Genomic DNA, 18,021 nt, shown 5'->3' on the forward strand with positions numbered 1-18,021 from the left:
TTTATCGAGAATCGTTTTTCTAATTCAAAATCCTAAATAAATAACAGGTGAACAAGGTCATTCATCAATCAAAAACAATCAACTCATGAAAATTTTAGTAAATCTAATCGCAAGCTGCTTCATAGTTTTTCAGCTAAACGCACAAAAAGTAATCGAAAAAGAAATTAATACCTCAGCAAATCGAATTAATATTGAATTCAAATTTGCAGAAGATATTACCATCAAAACCTGGGACAAAAGTTTCGTCTATCTTAAGGCAGAAGTAAGTATAAACGATGGAGAATTTGATGACTATTTTGATCTAAAAATAAATAACTCCTCATCTGTTTTGGATATCGAATCCAGTTATGGGGACTTATTCAAAAAGTGGAATAAAGACCGTGGATCTTACAAAAAAAATAATTGGGGACCTTGCAATAATTTAGATATGGAATCAAATTACACATTATTCATCCCTAAAAATGTTAGTTTGAGAATAAAGAGTATATCAGGAAACGTAGTGTCAGAAAACTATCAGGGAGAACTAGAAATAGATATTATTAGTGGAAATATTGATATTAAAAAATATGATGGAGCGCTAACACTAAAAACAATTAGCGGGGATATAGATATCAATGTTGCGCAATCCAAATTATTAGCAGAAACTCTTACCGGTTTGATATATTCTGACAAGGAGATGGAGTTTGACAGTGGCAAAAACCAAATGGTTGGTAGTAAGGTAACCGGTACTTTTGGCAACGTGAAAAGTAATTTGTATCTCAAAACAATTAGTGGGGATATCTTTTTGAGAAAACAGTAGCTGTATGAATTGATCAAAATATCCTACATACACTTACATAAATAATTAGAAAAAAGCTACCTTAGAAAACATGAGGGAGCTTTTTTTTATTTATATCTGTTGCATCCTATGCATTTCTGTATCAGCTCAATCCACTTTTGATAAAAGTATTGATGCATCTGATCTTTCGGAAGTATTTATTCTGCTTGATAATACTTTTCAGATTGAGATCAAAAATACGTCAGAAAATAAAATTATAATAAGTGCACTTTCCGAAGGAGAGTATCAAAATGATATATTAATTAACGCAAAACGAAAAGAAAATGTGATTAAGATAACAGATGATATTCAACCTTTTTCTATAAACCACAATGATAAACTCAGTGCTCACAAGGTAATTGCAGTAAAGGTTAAAATTTATGTGCCGCGTCATCTCAACGTTACTGTACAATCAAAAATTGCATCATTAAAATTTGACGGTGAGATCAAGTCATTATTTGTTGAATTAAATTCGGGAGATTGTCTATTCGAAAATTTCATAGGTAATGCTACCGTAAACACCTTAGATGGGGATATCACCGTTTATACTAAAAATGCAGTTATCAACGCCACCGCAAAATCTGGAGTTCTTTATGAAGAGAAAATCTATGGTCAACATCTAATAGCTTTAAAATCTATAAGTGGGAACATTAGTGTCTTCAAAACAAAATAAAACACTATTTTTGTCCGTCATTGTATGAAATAAGAGAAATTTATGTCCCTAAAGAAGTCTATTTTAGTTATCACAGTAGTTTTACTAATAGATCAGATTTCCAAAATATATATCAAAACTAATTTCACGTTACACGAAGAAGTTCCTGTTTTTAGTTGGTTTAGAATCGTATTTGTAGAAAATAAAGGAATGGCCTGGGGATTTGAACTTCCAGGAAATTACGGTAAACTAATCTTAACATTATTTAGATTGGTTGCCATTACCGGAATTGGATATTGGTTGTATGACTCTGTCAAAAAAAACAGTTCAAAAATCCTTACGTTTTGTATTGCGCTAATTTTTGCCGGTGCATTCGGTAATATTATCGATTCTATATTGTATGGAATATTATTTAATGAAAGTACTACTACACAAATAGCTCAGTTTCTACCTGAAGGTGGTGGCTATGAAAGCATTTTTTATGGTAAGGTTGTCGATATGATCCAGTTTACTTTTTATGATGATATTTTACCGGAGTGGATTCCTTTCTGGGGAGGTAAACATTTTTCGTTCTTTGATCCTGTATTTAATATTGCCGACTCTGCAATTAGTATTGGGGTTTTCTTACTATTGATCTTTAATAAAAGAGCTTTTCCAAAAAAGGAAGCATAATATTTAGACTAGTATCTTTTTAAAATCATCGATTTGAATCGGCTTCGTTAAGTAGTCAGATACCAACGCTATAGATTTGGCTCTGTTGATATCTCTGATATCTATCGAAGAACTAACTACATACACGTCAATTTTCTTACTTAGATTATCTTTAATTCTTTCAAACTCTTGAAGAAACTGCCAACCATCCATAACAGGCATATTTAAATCCAGAAATATAACCTGCGGTACAGTTTTATCTTCCTCCTTTTGTGCTGATTTAACAAAATAATCCAGAGCTTCTTTACCGTTATTAAAAACAATTATCTTCTCTGATAATTTCTTTAACTCAATAACTTTACTCACTAAATTTACGTACATGCTATCATCATCTATGATGCAAACACTTTTGGGGTTTTGGGGCATTTTGAGTAAAAATTTAAATCTTATTACAGTTTAACAGTTTGCTAAATAAAAACTATTTATTCTAAGCTAAATGTATAAAATTTTGATGGAGTTACACAATAATCCAAGTTAATATCTGTAGAAAAAATCCCCATAATTTTTTCTTCGGCCGTAAAGAAAGATAATCCGATTTTTATAGTTCCCGGGTTACACTTAGACAAAAATTTATCATAAAAACCTTTACCATAACCTACCCGGTTTCCATCTTCGTCAAATGCCAATAACGGTACAAAAACTACTTCTATTTTATCTTCAGGAATCGGAATGCCATCAACAGGCTCAGGAATTCCCCAGGAATTTACCTCAAATTTCGTATTATCTGTTAAAAGTACATTTGTTAGTGTATTGTTTTCAAAATTACTTTTTGACACTACGATATTTTTATCTTTCCCCTGTAGAATATGTAAAATATACTCTGTATTAATTTCTTTCTGTTCTTGAATAGATAAAAAAATGTGGTAAAAAGATTTCTCCCAGATTGGCAACTTTAGTAAATTGTTAGCGATCACAACGCTTAGATCTTCAATCGCTTCGTCTGAAAGCTCAGCGCGTAATTTTTTATACTTTTTCCTTAAATTAGCTTTACACGAGTTTCCCATGACCCAATACCTTTGTGATATGGAAAATTGCATCTCCTTTATAAACAATGGGTGCTTCATTCACATTAATAATATAACCTTCATTACTAGCTTTTACCACATGACGCATCTTTCCGTAAGGATCGGTTATTGTAGCTAAATGCTCTCCTACTTCAACGTGCTTGCCATATGGAATTTTTACGTGCAATAATCCGCTGTATTTAGCACGAATCCATGAGCTCTTTTTAATAAAGATTGTTTCTGTTCTAATTTCAGGAACTACAAAAGATGGGTTCAACATATCTAAGTGATGTAATATTCTCATAGTACCCTGGACACCTTCTCTGGCTATATCTTTATTACTGTTTTGTGATTTCCCACCTTCAAATAATAAAATATTAATTCCTTTTTTAGCGCAGGTAGCACGATACGATCCGTCTAGATTTTTAGAAAACATAGTAAATGGAGCATTAAAGATTTTTGCATATTCTACTAATTTTTCATTTTTTTCATCAACCCGAATGTGTGGCGCATTGAATCTACTGGCACCTCCTGTATGGAAGTCCAAGCAAAAATCTGCTACCGGTAAGACTTCATTAACAAATTGATATGCAAAACGGCTGGCTAAAGAACCACTTTTTGTACCAGGAAACACTCTATTAAGATCTCTACCATCAGGAAAAGAGCGTTGCATTCCCAAAAAACCGAACACATTTAAAACAGGAATACATATAATGGTTCCTTTTGCAGGTTTATTGATTTTTTTTGAAATAATTTGACGAACGATTTCTACACCATTAATCTCATCACCGTGTATACCTGCTGTTATCAATACAGTTGGGCCTTTTTTCTTAGACCTTTCAATTATAACCGGAATTTCTATCTTTGTAGATGTATAAAGCTTAGCAATATTAAGATTAATTGTTTTGCTTGCCCCAAGTGGAATATCTTCTCCTAAAATACTTAAGACATTGTTTTTAGCTTTATTTTCCATATTTCCTTACACACTTCTTTCTATGTAACGAATAATTGATTTTGCAATATCCTTTCCGGTTGCAGTTTGAATACCTTCTAACCCTGGAGAAGAATTTACTTCAAGAATAAGTGGTCCTCTTTCACTTTGTAACATATCTACACCGGCAACTCCTAGTCTAAGGGCTTTTGCTGCCTTTATAGCTGCATTCTCTTCTTCTTCAGACAATTCGATGATTGTTGCACTTCCTCCTCTATGCAAATTAGATCGAAACTCACCTTCTTTTCCTTGTCTTTTCATAGCACCCACAACTTGACCATCTACAACTAGCACTCTTATATCAGCTCCTTTGGCTTCTTTTACGTATTCCTGCACAATTACTCTAGCCTGCAGTCCATTAAATGCTTCTAGTACGGATTCTGCAGCTGTTTTCGTTTCTGCTAAAACGACCCCTAATCCTTGTGTTCCTTCTAATAATTTAATGATAAGAGGTGCCCCATCAACGTGTGATATTACTTCTGAAACATCCTTAGAATAATTAGTAAAAACGGTTTTTGGCAAACCTAATCCAGCTTTTGATAAAATTTGTAGACTTCTTAATTTATCCCTAGAATTTACCAATGCCTGTGATTGAACTGTCGTAAAAACATTCATCATTTCAAACTGCCTCACCACCGCTGTACCATAAAATGTTATTGATGATCCAATTCTTGGTATTACAGCATCTACGTGATCTAATTTTTTTCCTCGGTAATAAATTTCGGGTTTTTTCTTTTCGATTATAATATCACAGTTTAAAGGATCTATTATTTGGACATTGTGCTTCCGTTTCAACGCGGCTTGTACCAAAGCATTTGTAGAATATAAACTCGCACTGCGAGATAGTATTTTAATGTTCATTACGATTTTAAGTTATATGACTGATCTTCTAACTGAGGGTCTACCAAAAATTTTCCGCTTAGAAATTTGCGACCAATCAATAAAGGAAAACGCATATCGTCTCGAGAAGATAATGTAAGTGTTATTGGATGGGTTTTGCCAAAAAGTGTAATTTTTGTTCTAATAGCATATCTCACCTCTACTTTACCATTACTGCTTTTTACCGCAGTAATATCATAGTTTGTAAATGTAAATTTTTTGCCATTATATTCGGGATGGGTAGGATCAAGAAATCGACACTCTAAAATCTGCCCTACTTCTTTGATTTCTTTACAATGAATTGAAGAAGTATAAGCTCCAGTATCGACTTTTGCATCTATATCCTGTAAATCTAGAAGAGGGAAATCCACCTTATCTGTCCTGCCAATTATTTTTTTTTGATCCTTCAAAAAAATATCTTTAAAAATATGGCACTAAAGTAATAAAAAACGAGATGTATTCTATAGTATAATACCTTTTAATAGTTAAATCCATATTTTGTTTTTAACATAATATTCATGCGAAGTGTATTTAATAATTCCTGTAAACTACTAAATTTACACTTACATTATGCAAAAAGCCACATTAGATATACAGCTAAAAACGTTACCAACGAGCCCAGGAGTCTATCAATACTATGATAAGGATGGCAAACTATTGTATGTTGGTAAAGCCAAAAATTTAAAGAAAAGAGTTTCTTCATATTTTACAAAGAATCACGACAATTATAAAACCAGAGTACTGGTTAAGAAAATTGATACTATAAAGCATATCATTGTCGAGACTGAAACAGATGCATTATTATTAGAAAACAATCTGATAAAAAAGCATCAACCGCGATTCAATGTAATGCTCAAAGATGATAAAACGTATCCCTGGATTTGTATCAAAAATGAGCGTTTCCCCAGAGTTTTTCCTACTCGTAATTTAGTAAAAGATGGATCAGAATATTTTGGGCCGTATACAAACTTTAAAACGGTAAATACCCTTTTAGATCTTATCAAAGGACTATACCAGTTAAGAACCTGTAATTATGATCTATCACAGCAAAAAATTGAAGACGGGAAATATAAAGTATGTCTCGAGTATCACCTAGGCAATTGCAAAGGTCCATGTGAAGGGTTACAACAAGAGCAAGAATACCATCAAAATATAGAGGCAATCCGGGAAATTGTTAAAGGTAACTTCAAAGATTCTTTAAACAGATTTCGTAAACAAATGGTAGATCACGCCCAAAAAATGGAGTTTGAAGAGGCACAACGGATCAAAGAAAAAATTGAAGTTTTAGAAAAGTATCAAGCTAAATCTACCGTAGTTAATCCAAAAATAAGTAACGTTGATGTTTTCTCCATAATCTCTGATGAATCCTACGGATATGTCAACTTTCTTCAACTTTCTTATGGAGCGATTGTTCGATCACATACCGCCGAAATAAAAAAGAAACTAGAAGAAACAGATAAAGAATTATTAGAACTGGCTATTATCGAATTACGACAACGATTTGGTTCTGGTTCCAAAGAAATATATGTTCCGATCAAAGTTGATGTAGGAGAAGATGTGAAAATTACAATTCCTCGATTAGGAGACAAAAAGAAGATTGTCGATTTATCTATACGTAATGCAAAATACTATAGACAGGAGCGTTTTAAGCAAATAAAAATTATAGACCCTGATAGACACGTAAAACGTCTGATGGCTCAGATGAAAAAAGACCTTAGGTTACCAGAGGAACCAAGACATATAGAATGTTTTGATAACTCTAACATACAAGGGACCAATCCGGTAGCGGCATGTGTTGTGTTTAAAAATGGAAAGCCTAGTAAAAAAGAATACAGAAAATTCAATATTAAAACTGTTGAAGGCCCCAATGATTTTGCTTCTATGGAAGAAGTGGTATATCGCAGGTACAAAAGATTATTAGATGAAGAGCAACCACTACCACAGTTGGTGATTGTTGATGGAGGAAAGGGTCAACTCTCTTCTGGATTAAAGGCTTTAGAAAGACTTGATCTTCGTGGAAAAATCACCATTATCGGAATTGCAAAAAGATTAGAAGAAATCTATTATCCAGGAGATTCTATCCCATTATATCTGGATAAAAAATCAGAATCTTTAAAAATCATTCAGCATTTAAGAAATGAAGCCCATCGTTTTGGAATTACTTTTCATAGACAGAAAAGAAGTAAAGCAGCTTTAGATACAGAATTAGATACCATTCCCGGAATAGGAGAAAAAACAGTTATCGAGTTACTAAAACACTTTAGATCCGTAAAAAGAATTAGTGAATCCACTAAAAATGAACTTGCAGAAGTAATAGGAGAATCTCGCGCAACCAAAGTGTTTAATTACTATCTTTCTAAAAAAGAATAAATCTCTTATGCGTTCCACCTCTTTTAACATGCGGAATATACTGGTGCTGATTGTTTTTAACTTTCTATCCAATATCGTGATGTCCCAAGACAGAGATGTTCTTGAAATTCACGATAATCCAGAAGATCAGGATGTTAAAGTTGGGCTTGTTTTAAGTGGTGGCGGTGCCAAGGGGTTAGCACATATTGGTGCCTTAAAAGTTATTGAAGAAGCCGGTATACGAATAGATTATATTGGCGGAACCAGTATGGGAGCAATTGTAGGTTCATTATACGCCTCTGGATATACAGCCAAAGAGTTAGACTCTATTTTCAGAACGGTAGATTTTGATGTCCTAATCCAGGATGACTTACCCAGAAAAGCAAAAACTTTTTATGAACGAGAGGATTCTGAAAAATATGCCTTAACCCTTCCTTTCGATGATTTTAAAATAGGATTACCTGAAGGATTGTCCAAGGGGCAGAATTTCTTCAATGAGTTTGCTCGTTTAACTTCTCATGTTCACGAAGTCGATGACTTTAGTAAGCTTCCAATTCCATTCTTTTGTATCTCTACAAATATAGCAACTGGAGAACAAATTTTATTGGATAAAGGATACCTTCCAGAAGCAGTTTCAGCTAGTGGAGCATTGCCTTCCATTTTTAGTCCAATAGAACTAAATGGGATATTAATGACCGACGGCGGTGTCTCTAATAACTATCCAATAAAAGAAATCCGTAAAAAAGGAGCTGAGATAGTTATAGGGATTGATGTTCAGGATAGCTTAATGCCACGAGAAGAATTAAATTCTGTGACTAACATCATGTTACAGATAAGTAATTTTAGAACAATTGAAGACATGAAATCTAAAATGCCAGAAACCGATGTGTATATCAAACCTTCCATTTCAGATTTTTCATTAATTTCTTTTGATCAGGCAGATAAAATCATTACCAATGGAGAAAAAGCAGCCTTTGCTAATTATGAAAAATTAAGAGCAATAAAGAGATTGCAAAAACATTCTGCGCCTAAAATAAAAACTTCTAAAGGTTCTGATACACTTCTTATAAAAAACCTTGTTATATCAGGAAATCATAGATATACGAGATCGTACATTAAAGGGAAATTAAAGCTAAAACTAAATAACCCAAAGACCACAACTTATGTAAAGTTGTACGAAGGCATCAATAACCTATCTGCTACAGGTAACTTTGATAGAGTTAGTCATCGACTAACAGACAAAGAAGACGGTAAAGAGTTGGTGTTAAATGTAAAAGAATCAAAAAACACTACGCTACTGCGCTTTGCATTGCATTATGATGATTTGTATAAAACTGCAGCTCTGATTAATTTTACCAAAAAAAGTTTGCTGTTCAATAATGATGTCCTTTCATTTGATGTAGCTTTAGGGGATAATATCAGATATAATTTTGATTATTATATTGATAAAGGATTCTATTGGAGTATTGGCTTCAAAAACAGTCTTAACCGTTTTAATAGAAATGTAGCATATGAGTTGGTTCGAGAAGATTTCAGTTTGCCTGACATAGAGGTGAATAAAATCAATCTTGATTATCTGGATTTTAAGACGCAGTTATATGCGGAAACCTTGTTGAATCAAACTTTTTCGCTTGGTCTTGGAGCAGAGTATAGAAGATTCAGACTTATTTCTGAAACCATAGGAGAAGATGAAGATCAATTACCAAGAGTGGTTTTTGATAATAGTAATTATTGGAGCGCATTCTCTTATTTAAAATTTGACAGTTATAACAATAAATACTTCCCTTCTTCCGGCTTTTTCTTCGATGCAGATATTAATTATTATTTGTTTGATGATAATCCTAACAGTGAGAATAGCAATTTTGTAATTGCAAAAGCTGATTTTGGATATGCATTTAAGGTTTTTGATAAAACTTCTGTTAACCTTGGATTGAGTGCTGGTAATCGATGGGAAGAACAAAACGTAAGGAGTCTTAATTTTTTTATGGGGGGATTTGGTGCAAAAATGGTGAACAACAACATCCCTTTTTATGGGTATGACTTTTTGAGTATCGTTGGAAATAGTTTTTTCAAAACAGCTATTACTTTAGACTTTGAGGTATTTCCAAAAAACCATTTGAACCTTGCTGCCAACTACGCTAATATAGGCAATGAGTTATTTCGTAACGGTAAATGGATTGATTCTCCCGAATATTCGGGTTATGCATTAGGGTATGGACTTGAGACCTTTGCCGGACCTATACAGGTAAAATACTCATATTCTCCAGAACAAAAACAGGGAGAATGGTATTTTAGTATTGGTTTTTGGTTTTAACAAAGCTTAAAACCAAAAAAGAGAGAATTATTTACGATATTTGTAATGTTATGAGCTTGTTTTGGAAGGACTTATTATTGCTATTACACTACCTTATCAAACGTAATCCGGAATAAGGTAAACACTACTATTGCTTACTTTTTACCATCTAGTAATTAATAACATAATTTTAATTCTCATGCCTTTTTATCATTCTTTAGGTGAAATACCTCCTAAGCGACATACAATTTTTAGAAAACCCAATGGGTCATTATATTACGAACAATTATTTGGCACCATAGGTTTTGATGGGATGTCAACCAATTCATATCACCATCAACGACCTACACAAGTAAAAGAAATTAAAGCAAGTTATAGTGTTGCACCAGAAATTGCTATCCACAATAATATTAAATCCTACAGATTACACGGATTCAAAGTAAATCCTGAAAAGGATTACTTACAAAGTAGAAAAAACGTATTGACTAATAGTGACGTAAGTATAATTTTATCTGCTCCGCAAGAATCTACTACTGATTACTTCTACAAAAACACCGATGCAGACGAACTGATTTTTGTACATAAAGGAACCGGTAAATTTAGAAGTCATTTAGGGAATTTGGATTTCAAATATGGTGATTATATTTTAATCCCTCGCGGCACCATTTATAAATTAGATTTTGACACAAAGGATAACCGATTATTTATTGTAGAATCAAAGAGACCTATTTATACTCCAAAAAGATATAGAAATTGGTTTGGACAATTATTAGAGCATTCTCCATTTTGTGAGCGAGATTTAAGAGCTCCCTATGAATTAGAAAGCAATGATGAAAAAGGAGATTTTCTAATCAAGGTAAAAAAGCAAGATGAGATTTTTGACATGATCTATGCTACACATCCCTTTGATGTGGTAGGTTATGATGGGTTCAATTTTCCGTATGCATTTTCCATTCACGATTTCGAGCCAATAACTGGAAGAGTACATCAGCCACCGCCGGTACATCAGACTTTTGAAACCGATGCATTTGTAGTTTGCTCTTTTGTTCCACGATTGTATGATTACCATCCAGAAAGCATTCCAGCTCCCTATAATCACAGTAATATTGATAGTGATGAAGTGCTGTATTATGTAGATGGCGATTTTATGAGTAGGAATGATATTGCTGCCGGTCATATCTCACTACACCCGGCAGGGATTCCACACGGTCCACATCCTGGCGCTGTAGAAAGAAGTATCGGAAAAACTAAAACAGATGAACTAGCTGTGATGGTTGACACTTTTAAACCTTTGATGGTTACAAAGGAGGCCATGAAAATTGCAGACGAAGATTATTATAAATCTTGGCTAGAATAAATAAATTAGAAAATTGGCGAATATGATAATGAGAATATGATTTTTTGATTATTAACATTTTGTCTAAAGTATTTAGTTGATCATGACATTTAATGAAAAATATAAAGACAATATAATTCTGATAAAGAGCTTTGCCTTTGCAATAAAAATTGTTGAATATGATGAAGAACTAGAAACCTTAAGAAAATTTGTATTAGCTAATCAATTACTTAAATCAGGAACTTCTATTGGCGCTAATATCAAAGAAGCTCAAAACGCAGAAAGCAAAAAAGATTTTATTCATAAGATGAAAATTGCTATAAAGGAAGCGGATGAAACGGAATATTGGTTATTTATATGCGATGCGATAAAGAATTATCCGGAAAGCAAACATTTAGAATCTATAATAAAGATTTTGAATAAAATCATAAGTTCCTCGGTCAAATCAATAAACAATTCTAAAGCCTAATATGGATATTACTAATCAAATAAGAGCAATGTGGTGACATCATAACTAAAAATCCTTCGGATTTTTAAATATCATCATCTAATTTTCACATTTACTAATTATCTAATTAAAAAGTCATGTCAACAAATATAAAATCTCAAAATTTAGAAAAAATAGTTCCACAGGCAGAAGATTTCCTACCACTTCTGGGAACAGATCATGTAGAACTATACGTAGGCAATGCAAAACAAGCAGCATACTATTATCAAACAGCCTGGGGATTTCAGCCCATTGCGTATGCAGGATTAGAAACCGGTCTAAAAGATCGTGTTTCTTACGTATTACGTCAAGACAAAATTACATTAGTACTAACTTCACCGCTACAACCAGATGGAAATATTAATAAACATATTAATGCTCACGGTGATGGTGTAAAAGTAGTGGCTCTTTGGGTCGATGATGCTACAAAAAGTTATGAAGAGACGGTTAAACGTGGCGCAGAATCTTATATGGAACCGACTACAAAAGAAGACAAAGACGGTAAAGTAGTTTTCTCGGGGATCCATACCTATGGAGAAACTGTACATGTTTTTGTAGAAAGAAAAAATTATAACGGAGCATTCCTACCTGGTTATATTGCCTGGAATAAATCATACAAAACAGCATCAACAGGGCTTAAATATATTGATCACATGGTAGGAAACGTGGGCTGGAATGAGATGAACAAATGGTGCGAGTTCTATGCCAAAGTTATGGGATTTGCTCAGCTAGTGTCTTTTGATGACAAAGATATCTCTACAGAATATACTGCCCTGATGAGCAAGGTAATGAGTAATGGGAATGGTAGAATCAAATTTCCGATTAACGAACCCGCAGAAGGTCGAAAAAAATCACAAATCGAAGAATATATTGATTTTTATAATGGTGCAGGTGTTCAGCATATGGCTTTGGCAACAGATAATATTATAGAAACGGTTTCTGCGCTTCAAAATCGCGGAGTAGAATTTCTGACAGTACCAGCCAGTTATTATGAAACCGTTTTAGATAGAGTTGGAGAAATTGATGAAGACCTCGAACCCTTAAAAGAACTTGGAATACTTATTGACCGAGACGACGAGGGATATCTACTTCAGATTTTTACCAAACCCGTATTAGATCGTCCGACTATGTTTTTTGAAATAATACAGAGAAAAGGGGCCCAATCTTTTGGTAAAGGTAATTTCAAAGCACTTTTTGAAGCCATAGAAAGAGAACAAGAACAAAGAGGAACCTTATAACATTAAAAATATTTTTAAAATCCTTTGAAAAATTTGAATAACCAATGTTAATTAATTGAGATTATTGAAAAATTATCCGTTTGTGCCTAAATTTTTGTTAAATATGATAATAAAAAAACGTTTTCGTTTGATAATTATGCAAAAAAAGCGGATGTTTGTATTATAAGCGGAGTGGTTACTGCTTATACCAAAAACAATAATTATTCTCATAATTTAAGTTTTTAGTTGGTTAATAAAAGTAAAAGAGAGCTGTGGTGGCTCTCTTTTTTTATTGATTTTTTTAAAATTTAGTAATACTCCCCGTTTTTATCTGTTTATATTATATAGTATTTTTGGAATGGATATTGTAAACACTTCTGACTAGAGTGTTTATGTTTAATGACACGATACCAAAAATAGTTGCAAAATGAACCATAACTGTTAAGTTGTTACACAAAAAAATGTTTAATAGCGAGTTACATTTAACAACTGAAAAAAAATGATAAAAAAGAACAAATGAAAAGATATATTCTTTTATTAGTAATTTTAATTACAACTACTTCTATTGCGCAAGATAGCCATAGCTCTTTTCAACACGGAGAATGGTTTAAATTCAAAATTAGATATGGTTTTTTTACGGCCAGTTACGCAACATTAGAAGTGAAGGACGAAACGCTTAATGGAATGCCGGTTCACCATATTGTTGGTACCGGAAAATCCTCATCAGTATTAAGTCTATTTTTTAAAGTTGAAGATTACTACGAAACATATATTGATAAAAATGAAGTGAAGCCGTATCGCTTCATTCGGAAAATTAATGAAGGTGGCCACACCAAAGACATCGAGATCAATTTTGATCACGAAAACAAAAAAGCTCAGGTTTTCAATAAAAAGTATAACAAAAAAGAAAACTTTACCATCAAAGACAACATACAAGACATGATGTCTTCGTTTTACTATCTGAGAAATAATATTGATGTATCTTCGCTAAAGATAGGAGACGAGAAATTCGTAAACATGTTTTTTGACAATGAAAACTACTTGTTTAAATTACGTTTTTTAGGAAGAGAAACGATTAAAATGAATGATAATAAAATTCGTTGTTTAAAATTTCGCCCAATTGTACAAGCAGAAAGAGTCTTTAAGGAAGAAGAAAGTTTGACCGTTTGGGTAAGTGATGATGATAATCGTATGCCGATAAGAATAAAAGCTGATATTCTTGTTGGATCTATTAATGCAGATTTAATAGCTTATAAAGGACTTAAACATCCTCTTAAAATTGTAATTGATTAATGGACGAACCCATAAAGCCCGAGATTGCCGAAAAAATAAGGCAACTCGAAAAAAAGTTTAAAAATTCTGGACAGGATCTTGGATCCTACTTAGATGGTTTACTACACGATCGATACCTAACCTATTGGGACTATATACATCTGGACACTTTACTTAGTCTACAAATACCAAGAACACATTTCCCGGATGAAGAAATATTTATTATGTATCATCAGATTACAGAATTATATTTCAAACTAATTATTCACGAACTAAAGCAGATCATTGATGATAAATTACAGACTGCAGAATTCTTTACAAAAAAACTAGATAGAATCAATCGATATTTTAGAGTTTTAATAGATTCATTTGATGTAATGATTAAGGGGATGGATAAAGATCAATTCCTTAAATACAGAATGTCATTATTACCTGCCAGTGGTTTTCAATCTGTACAATTTAGGCTGATCGAGATTTACGCTACTCCGTTAAAAAATTTAGTGAACAGTAAGGAACGAGAACATTTTTCTGAACAAGATCCTTTGGAGGAAGTGTATGAACATCTTTATTGGAAATCTGGCGCAACGGATATCAAAACAGGCGAAAAGACACTTACGCTTAAACAATTTGAATACCGTTATACTCCCAGGATGATGCGAATTGCCCATCAGGTAAAACAAAGTACGATATATCATAAATACCTTGAGCTTCCAGAAAAAGAACAAAATAATGTGCAGCTTATTAATGCTTTACGTACTTTTGACACCAATGTGAATATTAATTGGTTATTAATGCATATGGGAGCCGCCTACAGATATCTCAATAGGGATAAAGGCGAAGTATTAGCCACAGGAGGAACCAACTGGAAAAAGTTTTTACCCCCAAGTTTTCAAAGGATTATGTTTTTTCCTAACCTTTGGAACACAGAAGAAAAAGAGAATTGGGGGCAACAATGGGTTACCCATCAATTTAATACCACAAAATAAAGTCAGTTGAAGAATTTAGGTTATCTACTACTATTATCAGTAGTATTGATTTCATGTCAGCAAGAAAAGAAAACGAAGGAAGTTGTCATTCCTGAAGCAATTAAAGAAATAAAAGAGCCACCTGTTGTCAAGGAGTTTGGATACAACCTTAATGAATTTACTGTTGTAAGAGACACGGTTAGGCCAGGAGACAGCTTTGGTGCTATTTTAGACAGTCATGGTATCTCCAGAGCTAAAGTTTTTGAAATTTCTAATAAAATCAAAGACACCTTTAATGTTGCCAGAATTAGAGCAGGAAAAGCTTACACACTTTTAAAATCTAAAGACACTACCCAAAAAGCTCAGGTTTTTGTATATCAAAACGGTCTTATCGATTACACCGTTGTGGATTTTAGAGATAGCATTATTGCCAGAAAAAGTACCAAACCTGTAAAAATTGTAGAGCGCATAGCTTCTGGAACTATAGAGAGCAATCTGTCTCAAACCTTTGATGACATGAACCTTAGTTTCTTGGTTGCATATAAGATGGCGGATATCTATGCCTGGACCATAGATTTTACTAGGCTGCAGGCAGGCGATCAGTTTAAAGTAATCTACACCGAGAAGTATATAAACGATACCATACCTGCCGGTATTGGCGAAATTAAAGCTTCGTATTTTGAACATAGAAGCAAACCTATATATGCCTTTAAGTTTGAAGATGATACCATTAATAGAACATCAGATTACTTTGATCAAGAGGCAAACAATTTACGTAGAGCTTTCTTAAGAGCACCCGTTCAGTTTAGTAGAATTTCTTCTAGGTATAATCTAAAACGAAGAATTCGGTACTATGGTAACAAAATAAGACCTCATCGGGGAACAGATTTTGCCGCCCCCGTTGGAACACCGATTCTGGCAACAGCAGATGGCACCGTGACCAAGTCCGAACGAAAAGGAGGAAACGGAAAATACGTAAAAATCCGGCACAATGCCACCTACGACACTCAATATTTGCATATGAGCCGACAGGCTGTAAAAGTTGGAGAATATGTAAGACAGGGAGATGTAATTGGTTATATTGGAATGACCGGAAATACCAGTGGACCACACGTTTGTTATCGTTTCTGGAAAAACGGTAAAGAAGTGGATCCGTTTAGAGAGGATTTACCCTCCTCTAAACCTTTAAATGATAGTTTGAAACCAGCATTTTTTACACATATAGAACCACTAAAAGCAAAATTAGATAGTATTATTTTCAAACCAAAACAAGAAATTCTATAATCAGATGGCATTACCAACTATTAATCCCACCACCACAAAAGCCTGGGAAGCACTCCAAAACCATTATAGCAATATAAAGGACACTCACTTAAAAGAGCTTTTTGCAAAATCTCCGGAAAGAGCAGAAAAATTCTCCATCGAATGGAAGGAATTTTATATAGATTATTCTAAAAACCGAATCGATGCAACCACAAAAAAGCTTTTGATAGACCTTGCTAAAGAAGTACAACTTGATAAAGCCATACAAAGCTATTTTGAAGGAGAAGTCATAAACGAAACCGAAGAAAGAGCAGTGCTTCATACAGCGCTTAGAGTTCCTTCTAACAATACAGTTCAGGTAGATGGAAAAAATGTAGTGCCAGAAGTATCTGATGTAAAAAATAAAATAAAAACATTTTGTGATAAGGTTATTAATGGTGAATTAAAAGGATACACGAACAAACCATTCACAGATATTGTAAATATCGGTATTGGTGGTTCTGATCTTGGACCTGCTATGATCACAGAATCTTTAGAATATTATAAAAACCATCTAAAAGTACATTTTATATCCAATGTAGATGGTGATCACGTGCACCAAAACTTAAAAGATCTTGATCCGGAAACTACATTATTTGTAGTGGTATCAAAAACCTTCTCTACGCAGGAAACATTATCCAATGCTACTACTGCCAGAAGTTGGTTTATAAAACAAGCCTCTCAAGAGGCAGTTAGCAAACATTTTGTTGCCGTATCTAGTAATATTCCTAATGTAACCAAATTCGGTATTGATGCAGACAATATTTTTCCATTATGGGATTGGGTTGGTGGTCGTTTTTCGCTTTGGAGTGCTGTAGGATTATCTATAAGTTTATCTGTGGGCTATAAAAACTTTGAATCTTTGCTAGAAGGTGCTCACGAAATGGACGAACATTTTAGAAAAACAAATTTCGAAGAAAATATTCCAGTAATTTTAGGATTATTAAGTATTTGGTACAACAACTTTTTTGAAGCAGAAAGCGAAGCGATCATACCGTACTCTCAGTATCTGCACAGGTTACCAGCGTATTTGCAACAAGGTATCATGGAAAGTAACGGAAAGAGTGTGGATCGCAATGGAAACCCAATTCATTACCAAACCGGAACCATCATCTGGGGAGAACCCGGAACAAACGCCCAGCACGCATTCTTTCAGTTAATTCATCAAGGAACCAAATTGATTCCTGCAGAGTTTATTGGTTTTAAACACTCTTTGTTTGGGGATAATGATCATCAGGATAAACTCATGGCAAATTTCTTTGCACAGACAGAAGCGTTGATGAACGGAAAAACTGAAGCTGACGTTCTTGATGAATTGAAATCCAAAAATCTTCCTGAGGATAAACTAAAACAGTTAGTCCCTTTCAAAATTTTTACCGGTAATAAACCAACGACAACGGTACTGATAAACAAATTAACACCAAAGAGTTTAGGAGCATTAGTATCGATGTATGAACAACGAATTTTTGTTCAGGGAGTAATTTGGAACATATTTAGTTATGATCAATGGGGTGTAGAATTAGGTAAGCAATTGGCTACAAAAATTTTAAATGAAATCGATAATTCGCAGATTTCTAACCACGATTCCTCTACGAAAACGCTGCTAAAAAAGTATTTGAATTAAGTTTTTACTGGTTAATAACTTTTGGATATTTTCAATAAGCTTAAAATCAATCCATTGTAAAATAGAGCTACCTTAAAACCGTTAAAATTTTATGTAAAAATTTTAACATTAAGATAAACTTT

General features: G+C 33.5%; 17 protein-coding genes. 12 read left to right on the forward strand and 5 right to left on the reverse strand.

The features are described from left to right. Positions 1-85 precede the first annotated feature (85 nt). From ACE94K_RS02790 to ACE94K_RS02800, 3 genes are all read left to right on the forward strand, one after another. On the forward strand, positions 86-799 hold the full coding sequence (locus ACE94K_RS02790; RefSeq protein ID WP_378179623.1) for a DUF4097 family beta strand repeat-containing protein: 714 nt from the start codon (positions 86-88) through the stop codon (positions 797-799). Between the two features lie 70 nt (positions 800-869). After that, on the forward strand, positions 870-1,490 hold the full coding sequence (locus tag ACE94K_RS02795) for a hypothetical protein (RefSeq protein ID WP_378179626.1): 621 nt from the start codon (positions 870-872) through the stop codon (positions 1,488-1,490). A 42-nt stretch (positions 1,491-1,532) separates the two neighbouring features. Continuing rightward, on the forward strand, positions 1,533-2,141 hold the full coding sequence (locus ACE94K_RS02800; RefSeq protein WP_378179629.1) for a lipoprotein signal peptidase: 609 nt from the start codon (positions 1,533-1,535) through the stop codon (positions 2,139-2,141). A gap of 3 nt (positions 2,142-2,144) precedes the next feature. On the opposite strand, the gene ACE94K_RS02805 is transcribed toward ACE94K_RS02800, so the two are convergent. The 5 genes from ACE94K_RS02805 to ACE94K_RS02825 are packed head-to-tail and all read right to left on the reverse strand — an operon-like array spanning position 2,145 to position 5,464. Continuing rightward, on the reverse strand, positions 2,145-2,546 hold the full coding sequence (locus tag ACE94K_RS02805; RefSeq protein WP_378179632.1) for a two-component system response regulator: 402 nt from the start codon (positions 2,544-2,546) through the stop codon (positions 2,145-2,147). Positions 2,547-2,602: 56 nt separating this feature from the next. Then, the gene (locus tag ACE94K_RS02810) at positions 2,603-3,184 is read right to left on the reverse strand and encodes a 5-formyltetrahydrofolate cyclo-ligase (protein WP_378179635.1); all 582 of its coding nucleotides are present in this window, start codon (positions 3,182-3,184) and stop codon (positions 2,603-2,605) included. Then, the gene (locus tag ACE94K_RS02815) at positions 3,168-4,157 is read right to left on the reverse strand and encodes a succinylglutamate desuccinylase/aspartoacylase family protein (RefSeq protein WP_378179638.1); all 990 of its coding nucleotides are present in this window, start codon (positions 4,155-4,157) and stop codon (positions 3,168-3,170) included. The genes ACE94K_RS02810 and ACE94K_RS02815 overlap by 17 nt, the downstream gene beginning before the upstream one ends. 6 nt (positions 4,158-4,163) lie before the next feature. After that, entirely contained in the window at positions 4,164-5,036 is an 873-nt protein-coding gene (rimK, locus tag ACE94K_RS02820) for a 30S ribosomal protein S6--L-glutamate ligase (protein ID WP_378179641.1), read from the reverse strand. After that, positions 5,036-5,464 (reverse strand): ATP-dependent zinc protease, encoded by a 429-nt coding sequence (locus ACE94K_RS02825; protein WP_378179644.1) that lies wholly within the window; start codon positions 5,462-5,464, stop codon positions 5,036-5,038. Before ACE94K_RS02825 ends, rimK begins: the two co-directional genes overlap by 1 nt. Positions 5,465-5,624: 160 nt before the next feature. Here ACE94K_RS02825 and uvrC point away from each other — a divergent pair, with 160 nt between their 5' ends. From uvrC to pgi, 9 genes are all read left to right on the forward strand, one after another. Then, the gene (gene uvrC, locus ACE94K_RS02830; protein ID WP_378179647.1) at positions 5,625-7,424 is read left to right on the forward strand and encodes an excinuclease ABC subunit UvrC; all 1,800 of its coding nucleotides are present in this window, start codon (positions 5,625-5,627) and stop codon (positions 7,422-7,424) included. A gap of 28 nt (positions 7,425-7,452) precedes the next feature. Continuing rightward, on the forward strand, positions 7,453-9,717 hold the full coding sequence (locus ACE94K_RS02835; RefSeq protein ID WP_378179650.1) for a patatin-like phospholipase family protein: 2,265 nt from the start codon (positions 7,453-7,455) through the stop codon (positions 9,715-9,717). 178 nt (positions 9,718-9,895) lie between these two features. After that, positions 9,896-11,053, forward strand: coding sequence for a homogentisate 1,2-dioxygenase (locus tag ACE94K_RS02840; protein WP_378179653.1), 1,158 nt, complete (start codon positions 9,896-9,898; stop codon positions 11,051-11,053). 82 nt (positions 11,054-11,135) lie between these two features. Beyond that, positions 11,136-11,501, forward strand: coding sequence for a four helix bundle protein (locus tag ACE94K_RS02845; RefSeq protein WP_378179656.1), 366 nt, complete (start codon positions 11,136-11,138; stop codon positions 11,499-11,501). Positions 11,502-11,617: 116 nt separating this feature from the next. Beyond that, complete coding sequence (gene hppD / locus ACE94K_RS02850) at positions 11,618-12,757, forward strand: 4-hydroxyphenylpyruvate dioxygenase (RefSeq protein WP_378179659.1); 1,140 nt, start codon at positions 11,618-11,620, stop codon at positions 12,755-12,757. Between the two features lie 495 nt (positions 12,758-13,252). Next, positions 13,253-14,029, forward strand: a complete 777-nt coding sequence (locus ACE94K_RS02855) for a DUF3108 domain-containing protein (protein ID WP_378179662.1) — start codon at positions 13,253-13,255, stop codon at positions 14,027-14,029. Next, positions 14,029-14,994 (forward strand): tryptophan 2,3-dioxygenase family protein, encoded by a 966-nt coding sequence (locus ACE94K_RS02860; protein WP_378179665.1) that lies wholly within the window; start codon positions 14,029-14,031, stop codon positions 14,992-14,994. Before ACE94K_RS02855 ends, ACE94K_RS02860 begins: the two co-directional genes overlap by 1 nt. Positions 14,995-15,000: 6 nt before the next feature. Continuing rightward, entirely contained in the window at positions 15,001-16,257 is a 1,257-nt protein-coding gene (locus ACE94K_RS02865) for a peptidoglycan DD-metalloendopeptidase family protein (protein ID WP_378179668.1), read from the forward strand. Positions 16,258-16,261: 4 nt separating this feature from the next. After that, a complete protein-coding gene (gene pgi, locus ACE94K_RS02870) occupies positions 16,262-17,899 on the forward strand; it encodes a glucose-6-phosphate isomerase (protein ID WP_378179671.1) in 1,638 nt (545 codons plus the stop codon). Positions 17,900-18,021: the final 122 nt, after the last annotated feature.

Origin of the sequence: Aquimarina besae, assembly GCF_042434905.1 — a bacterium.
Taxonomy (GTDB): Bacteria; Bacteroidota; Bacteroidia; order Flavobacteriales; family Flavobacteriaceae; genus Aquimarina.